General features: G+C 65.9%; 6 protein-coding genes and 1 pseudogene. 3 read left to right on the top strand and 4 right to left on the bottom strand.

Annotation, left to right across the window (positions count from 1 at the left end; genetic code table 11):
• A pseudogene (locus tag QZ184_RS09105) lies at window positions 1–110 on the top strand (gfo/Idh/MocA family oxidoreductase); the annotation flags it as partial.
• Between the two features lies 1 nt (window position 111).
• On the opposite strand, the gene QZ184_RS09100 reads toward QZ184_RS09105, so the two are convergent.
• The gene (locus QZ184_RS09100) at window positions 112–3,303 is read right to left on the bottom strand and encodes a glycoside hydrolase family 15 protein (protein ID WP_296419207.1); all 3,192 of its coding nucleotides are present in this window, start codon (window positions 3,301–3,303) and stop codon (window positions 112–114) included.
• Window positions 3,304–3,366: 63 nt separating this feature from the next.
• Here QZ184_RS09100 and QZ184_RS09095 point away from each other — a divergent pair, with 63 nt between their 5' ends.
• On the top strand, window positions 3,367–4,113 hold the full coding sequence (locus tag QZ184_RS09095) for a WecB/TagA/CpsF family glycosyltransferase (protein WP_296416394.1): 747 nt from the start codon (window positions 3,367–3,369) through the stop codon (window positions 4,111–4,113).
• An 81-nt stretch (window positions 4,114–4,194) separates the two neighbouring features.
• On the opposite strand, the gene QZ184_RS09090 is transcribed toward QZ184_RS09095, so the two are convergent.
• Window positions 4,195–4,338: a photosystem II reaction center protein K gene (locus QZ184_RS09090; RefSeq protein WP_010314460.1), complete on the bottom strand. Its 144-nt coding sequence runs from the start codon at window positions 4,336–4,338 to the stop codon at window positions 4,195–4,197.
• 30 nt (window positions 4,339–4,368) lie between these two features.
• The gene (tgt, locus tag QZ184_RS09085; protein ID WP_043705370.1) at window positions 4,369–5,490 is read right to left on the bottom strand and encodes a tRNA guanosine(34) transglycosylase Tgt; all 1,122 of its coding nucleotides are present in this window, start codon (window positions 5,488–5,490) and stop codon (window positions 4,369–4,371) included.
• Between the two features lie 44 nt (window positions 5,491–5,534).
• On the opposite strand from tgt, the gene QZ184_RS09080 reads away from it, so the two are divergent.
• A complete protein-coding gene (locus QZ184_RS09080) occupies window positions 5,535–6,272 on the top strand; it encodes an adenosylcobinamide-GDP ribazoletransferase (RefSeq protein WP_296419204.1) in 738 nt (245 codons plus the stop codon).
• Here the strand turns inward: QZ184_RS09080 and QZ184_RS09075 are convergent.
• Window positions 6,232–6,695, bottom strand: a 464-nt coding sequence (locus QZ184_RS09075) for an ATP-binding protein (protein WP_296419201.1), incomplete at its 5' end; no start/stop codon positions are given. The two genes, QZ184_RS09080 and QZ184_RS09075, sit on opposite strands and share 41 nt — an antisense overlap.

The following is a 6,695-nucleotide window of genomic DNA, read 5'->3' as shown; positions in this document are numbered from 1 at the left end:
AGCCCGGCGTCGACGGTCCTCAGGCGTCGCGTGCCCTGCTGCTCGCCGATCTGATCGAGCAGTGCGTTGAGCAGGCCAACATCTGCATGACCCTGCCGGAGCCGATCTAACTCAGGCCATTTCCGCCAGTTCTTTCAGCGCCAGCAACTGCCAGCGGCGGCAGTCGGCCGGTGAGGAGCGATAGAAGGCGTCCCAGGCATCGCCTTTGTGGCTGCCGTACTCCGCTGGATCGATCTCCGGATGACGTTGCTGCCAGCCGACGCGGACCGCGTGGCCAATCACCACATCCAGCACCAGGTCGTCAGCGACGCTGACCTCCGGGTTGGCATCGACGAAGGCAATCAGGGTGACCAGGGTCTCGATGCAGAGGCGGCGGTATTCGGGCGCCTCAATCTTGCTGAGCAGGTGCTCGATATGGACCGCGAAGTTGCGCTCGCCGGGGGTCTTCTCCTTGAGCAGCGGTGCGCTCTCGAGCCGGTTGCGGCGCTCGAGCTTGTCGCCGATGACCAGACCGCGGCAGTGGTGCAGCAGGCTCCAGATTCCGGGGTGGAAGTCCCGGGGCACGTTCTGCAGCGCACCCATGCGCTCCCGGTGTTTCAGCCAGTTTTCGCCCTTTTCGAGCTCCTCCAGGGGTTCAGGGGCTTCCCAGCTCACCCGGCCACTGAGGTGCAGTTGCTCCTTGCGTTGCAGGGCGGCCTTGGCGTGCTCCACATCGCTGAGCACCTGCTTGAGCCGCCGTCCGATGGCGTGGGGCGGCGTGTCGCAGAGGGCCTCGAAGGCTTCACTCGGTGAGAGGTTCTGCTCCCCGGCCACTTCACTGGTGAGCAGCAGCAGCAGTTGTCCCAGCTGCAGGGTCAGGCTGCCGCTGAGTAAGGCGGGATCACGTCGGGCCAGACCATCGAGGGCGAGCAGGAGTTCCTGCTGCAGCACCCATTCGCGGCTGTCCTCGCCGCTGTAGAGGCGGATCATGGCTGCAATCGCCTTGCTGCTGAGGGGCTGGGTGATCAGGGAGTCGTTGGTGTAGTTGCGCCCCACCACGACCTGTTTCTGGCGCACCAAGAGATCGGTGAGGGCATCTTCAAGCTGGGGATGAACCAAACCCAGGACTCCAGCGCAGCGCCGCACCACGTTCCAGTCCCCATCCTTGAGGGCGCGGCGGTAGGCCTCCTCCAACAGGGCCTTGGGTGTTGCATTGCCCTTGGGTCCGGTCAGGACGGCCGAGAGGCCGAGCCGGCGGACCAAGAGCTCAAGTAGCTCGGCTTGCTCTTGTAGGGAGGCGCTTTGCCAGAGCCGCTCCAGCAGCGCATCCAGGCTGGATTCTTCCAGTTCTTGCTCTTGTTCGGCGGTCAGCGGTTTGTCCAGGCCGCTGCTCTGCAGTCCTTGGATGGGCTCTGCAGCGCTGACGGCAGCCTCCGGTTGAGCATTGGGCAGATCCGCCCAGCAAGCTTGGTTGGCCAGGTCGTCCAAGCTGCCGAGTTGCACCGCGGTTCCACCCAGCACTCCGCTCCGCAGGGTCTCCCCAAGCCGCAGGAAGGTGTCAGGGCTGCGCTGGAAGGGACCTTCTTCGACAGGGATCAGCAGCAGCGGCAGCCCACTGCCGCGCCAGTGGCGTTGCAACTGACTGATTTCGTTGGTGACCGCATCCACCAGTTGCTCGGGGTCATCGGAGAGATAGAAGGTGTCCTCCTCCAGCACCGCTGGCAAAAAGGCCAGGGTTTGGCCGTCTTGGCGGTAGAGCCGGGCGGTGGCCATGGTCTCCATGCGCAGCCGCGGATGACCGCTCAGGCCCAGTCGCGCATTGGCGCCCACCTGGGCCATCCGCCGGCCGAGCTCTTGGGAGCTGGCGATGTTGCTAGGCCCTGGGCGGCTGACGGCCAGTCCCGCCTGCTCCAGGGCCGCTGCGATGTGCTCGCGTGCGGGCACGAAACTCACCAGGACCTGAGGCGCCCCCAGGCTGCGGCTGCGGCGCCGTTCGCTGGGGTCCAGTTGCTGCGGCTCCAGTAGGCCCAGCAGCATCAGGTCGCTGAGCCAGGTCAGGCTTTGCGTCCAGAGCAGGGGAACGTTGTCGTTGGCAATGCGCTCCTGGCTTCCTGGTTGCTTGCGCTCAGCCTCGATGCTGGCTTTGGGCACCAGATAGACCTCCGGCAGCAGCTCGATGCCGTCCACGTCGACGGCAACCTTGCGCAGCCGTTCCCGCCAGCTCCAGGCCTCACTCCAGCGTTCTTCGCAGCAGGCCGTGATCAGCTCATAGGCCAGGAACAGGGGCCATTCGCATTCGATGTGCTCGAACTGGGCCAGTTCCTCCCGTTCGTAGTGCAGTCGGTTGTGGTCCTCGACGACGGTCTGGTGGCCGTCCCGGCGGAAGCGCTTGTAGCCGTAGGGCCCGCCCAGTTCGGTGCGGATCTTGTCGCGCGTGCGCTCCACAAGGGCGCTGTCTTCTACGGCCCAGGCCGGGTAGCCAATCACCGAGAGGCAGGCCGCATCGACTTCTTTGCTGGCTGATTCCCGGGGCAACAGGCCGCTGAGGGCGCGCCGCAGCCGCACGATGGCGTCGTGGGGAATGTGCAGGTGGCACTGACCATTGCCGTGGGGGCCATAGAGATCCAGGCCTTCCAGGGCCTCGAGGGCAGCCTTAACCAGACCAATGGAGCTGGCGTTGCGCTCTGGCAGGCCGTGGTTGCCTTTGTCCCCGCGCTCCCAGATGCCGTAATCGCGCACCCGGTAGGCGCGAGCCACGTAATAGACGAGGTTTTGCAGGAAGTCCCGTTCGTGGCTGGTTTGAACCACCACCAGTCCCGAACGGGTCAGCTGGGCGAGCTGCAGCAGGAATAGTGCCGTGGCATCGAGCTGTAGGTGCCCCCAGCCGTCATCGGGGACCACCGGATCGCCACTGCCGGTGTCGTATTTGGCGTGCAGGCAATCGAGCGGGGAGAGGGTCTGCTTGAAGCGCTCGACCTTGTGGGCCTGGCGCAGCATCGCGTTGAGTAGACCCCGCATCAGTTGCAGCACCCGCTGCTCCAGCTCGTAGACGCGGGCGGTGGCGCCACTCAGGCGCCGATGGGCCAGGGCGAGGCCCCAGACGCATTGGATCGAGTAGACGCAGTCCCGCACCCAGGCATCGCCGTAGTTGCCGTGGACGTTGTTGGCGGTGCTGGCGGGGAGCAGGCCAGTGATCGGGTGTTGGCGCTGCAGCACCACCTGATCGATCTGACGGTCCAGTTCTTGGAGGCGCTGCCAAGCCTCAGCGGCACTCAGCTGCAGCGGTGCGGCGCTGTTCGCAACCGGGGCGCTGCTGAGGGTCATGGGCGAGCACTGCCTGAAGGCCAGCCATAGATTCTCCCGTGCGGCCTATCCACGACGGCATCAATGGCGACTCCCGCCAGCCCCAATGCGTTTGATCAGCCCGCCTGGGAGACCGCCCAGGTCTTGGGTGTGCAGGTGGCCGTGGCCGCCGATGTGCTCGAGGCCGCCCTGGCCTTGAAGCAACGGGGGGGCGGTCAGATCGTCACCTTGAACGCCGAGATGACGATGTCGGCCCTGGCCGATCCCGCCCTAGGTGGGGCGATCGCGGCGGCGGATCTGGTGATCCCTGATGGTGCCGGTGTGGTCTGGGCCCTCAAGCGCCAGGGTTACCGGGTGCGCCGCAGTCCAGGTATTGAGCTCGCCCGTCAGCTCCTGGTCGAGGCGGCTTCACGCAGCTGGCGTGTGGCTTTGGTGGGAGCTAGCCCCGAGGTGATGGCCCTGGTCTCGGCCCGGCTGAAGAAGGAGATTCCTGGCCTGAACCTGCAGTTCAGCGTCCACGGCTATCAAAGCCCGGAGCAGTGGCCCGGCATTGAGCAGCAACTCCGCGAGGCCAGGCCGGATCTGGTGCTGGCGGCCTTGGGTGTGCCGCGCCAAGAGACCTGGATCCAGCGCATGCATGCTGGTCAGCCGGGCCTCTGGATGGGAGTTGGCGGCAGTTTTGACGTCTGGTCGGGCGCGAAACAGCGCGCTCCCCAGTGGATGTGCCGTCTGCAGATCGAATGGCTGTATCGCCTCGTTCAAGAGCCCAGCCGTTGGCGCCGGATGTTGGCGTTGCCGGAATTTGCCTGGGCCGTCTTGCGCCGGGGCTAGTCCCGGATGGCCAGCAAAAAGCGGTGGAGACCAAATGGGCCCCCACCGCTTTTTTGTTTCGCTCTTCAGCTCAGCTTGGAATCAGCGGAAGCCGACGGAGGCTTGCCAGACAAAGGCCAGCAGCAGGAAGAACAGGGGAATGATCGGCAGGATGTCAATCAGAGGACCGAAGGCTTGGTAGGCCTCGGGCAGCTGGGCCAGGGTCTGCAGGGCGTAGGCGGCCATCCTGGTTTCGTCGTTGGCTAGGGACGGAAGCTACCACGTGTGGGCGGCCGGAGAGGCTGGTTCCCACGGAGCGAAATCCTCTGAAAAACAGCCGTCACGGATGGCCTGTCCCATGGCTGTACTGAAGCGCACCAGTTGGGTGATGTTGTGCAGGCTCAACAGGATCTTTCCGAGCAGCTCATCCGTTTTGATCAGGTGGTGGAGGTAGGCGCGGCTGTGGACCGTGCAGGCCGGGCAGCTGCAGCTGGGATCCAGTGGGCTGTGGTCATGGCGGAAGCGGGCGTTTTTCAAGTTCCAGCGCTCGCCGCCCACCAGGGCCGCTCCGTGGCGTCCCAGGCGGGTGGGCAGCACGCAATCAAAGAGATCGAAGCCGTTGGCCACGGCGATGGCCATTTCAGGGAGGGTGCCAACGCCCATCAGGTAGTGGGGCTTGTCATCGGGCAGTAAGGGGCCGACCTGGCGCACGATCCGGTGCATTTCTTCGGCGGGCTCGCCCACGCTCACACCACCGACGGCGATGCCTGGCAGTCCCATGGCGCTGATGACGCGTGCCGATTCTTCGCGCAGGTGCGGGAAGCAGCCCCCCTGCACGATCCCGAACAGGGCCTGATCGTCCTTGGTGTGGCTCGTGATGCAGCGCTCCAGCCAGGCATGGGTGCGGCGGCAGGCGGTCTCCACCTCGCTTTCCGTGGCGGGATAGGGCGGGCACTGGTCAAAGGCCATTGCCACATCGGCCCCCAGGGCCATTTGGATCGCCATGGATCGCTCTGGGGTGAGATCGATCCGGGCCCCATCGCGGGGGGAGCGAAAGACCACGCCGCGGTCGTTGATGGTGTTGATGTCTCCCAGGCTGAAGACCTGAAAGCCGCCGGAGTCGGTGAGCATTGGCCCGTCCCAGGCCATGAAGCGGTGCAAGCCGCCGCCATCCGCCACGATCTGCTCACCGGGTTGCAGGTGCAGGTGGAAGGTGTTCGAGAGCACCATCTCCGCCCCGGTCGCTTTGAGTTGCGCCGGCGTGACGCCCTTCACCGTGGCCAGCGTCCCCACGGGCATGAAGCGCGGGGTGGTGACGACGCCATGGGGGGTGTGAAAGCAGCCGCAACGGGCGGCGGTGCGCGTGCAGCGGGCCGTGATCTCGAAGTGGAAGCTCATCGAGGCGGCAGGATCATCTAGCCCCATCGTTGCTGGCCGCCTGCATGCTCAGGGATTGGGCTGGAGCCTGGATTTTTTACAGCGTCCTTCCGCTGCCGCCCGGGGTCACGCCGCGCTTTGAGCGCATTGCCCGCTTTGCCCCTTGGGTGGGTCTGGCGATTGGGCTGTTGGAGGCAGCGCTGTGGCAGCTGCTCGCGCCCGCGGGTCCGCTGGTGCAGATCCCCCTGGTCTTGGCCCTGGGGATCAGCCTGAGCGGCGGGCTGCATCTCGATGGGCTGATGGACACGGCCGATGGCCTGGCCGCCCCTGCTGAACGCCGTCTGGAGGCCATGGACGACAGCAGGGTTGGGGCGAGCGGGGTCCAGGCGCTGTTGGTGGCTCTCTTGCTGCGCGCTGCGGCGTTGGCCTGGCTTGGCCCCCTGGCGCCTCTCGCCCTGGTCTGGGCTTCGGTTTGGGCGCGGGTTTCACCGCTGTTTGCGATGCAGTGGTTTCCCTATCTGCGCCAGAGCGAGGGCACGGCGGCTTTTCACCTGCGCCATTGGCAGGGTCTGCTGGCTGAATTGGTGCCCTCGTTGCTGTTGGCTTTTGCCCTCAGCGGCCTGCTGCTGGGACTCGGGCTCAGTCCATGGGCCGGGTTGGGCTGGCTCGGTGTGCTGCCGGCCATGCTGATTCCTTGGGTGTTGGGCCGGCGCTTGGGCGGTCACAGCGGCGACAGCTACGGCGCCTGCGTGGAGTGGAGCCTTAGTTGGATCCTGTTGCTGTTGGCCGTTTCGGCAGGCTGAGTTGGAAGGCATTGCCAGCGCTGGGCAGTTTGGGATCGAGACCGGAGGGCGGCACCCGTAGCTCCAGTGCACCGCCGATGCGTTCCGCGAGGTCCCGGCCGAGCGCCAGCCCCAGACCGCTGCCGTCGAGGGCAAGGCCGGTGCTGCCCCGTTCCCCTTTGCGGAAGATCTGCTCCCGTTCGGCGCTGGGGATTTCGGGCCCTTCGTCCCAAACCGCCAGGACGAGCTGATCGCCCTGCTCCTGGCAAAGCAGGCCGACTCCGCCACCAGGGCGGCTGTAGCGGAAGGCGTTCTCCAGCAGGTTGGCCACGATTTCGGAGACGGCCGCGGCATTGCACGCTTGCGTCGGAAGCTCTCCAGGCGGAACCCAGCGCCGGCCTTGCAGGGCGGCGGTTCCAGCGGCGCGCTCTAGCAAGGGCTCTA

The sequence above is a fragment of the Vulcanococcus sp. DEBay_Sum22DG08_74 genome (assembly GCF_017852955.1).
Taxonomy (GTDB): domain Bacteria; phylum Cyanobacteriota; class Cyanobacteriia; order PCC-6307; family Cyanobiaceae; genus Vulcanococcus.
Note: the sequence above shows the minus strand (reverse complement) of the source record. Positions and strands in the feature narration are given on the sequence as shown.